The organism is Robertmurraya sp. DFI.2.37, assembly GCF_029211245.1.
Classification (GTDB): Bacteria; Bacillota; Bacilli; order Bacillales; family Cytobacillaceae; genus Robertmurraya; species Robertmurraya methanolica_A.
Genome location: NZ_JARGEJ010000519.1, coordinates 1 through 314, shown reverse-complemented (window position 1 = coordinate 314; position 314 = coordinate 1). Strand labels below are relative to the sequence as shown.

General features: G+C 36.3%; 1 protein-coding gene. It reads left to right on the top strand.

The window, feature by feature from the left end:
• The first annotated feature begins 4 nt into the window (after positions 1-4).
• On the top strand, positions 5-106 hold the full coding sequence (locus PZE06_RS27530) for an alpha/beta fold hydrolase (RefSeq protein WP_275792321.1): 102 nt from the start codon (positions 5-7) through the stop codon (positions 104-106).
• Positions 107-314 lie beyond the last annotated feature (208 nt).

Sequence of the window (314 nt, the reverse complement as noted above, 5' to 3'; positions counted from 1 at the left end):
CGTTATCGGTCATTCCTTGGGCGGCCAAATTTCTTTAAATATTGCCTATTTGCAACCCAATCTCGTCAAAAGAGCGATACTGCTCTGCAGTTCAGGATATTTATAACGTTCAAAGCAATCCTTAATTTTAGCAAGTTACTTGCCATTCTTTCATTTAATTGTCAAAAGACATTTAGCCCGCTCTGGTGTATTGAAAAATCTCCAATACGTTGTCTACAATCAATCTTTAATTGATGAAGAAATGTTCCATGGTTATATGAGGCCTTTTTTAGAGGATGATATTTTTAAAGGGCTGACTCGGTTAATTCGTCATC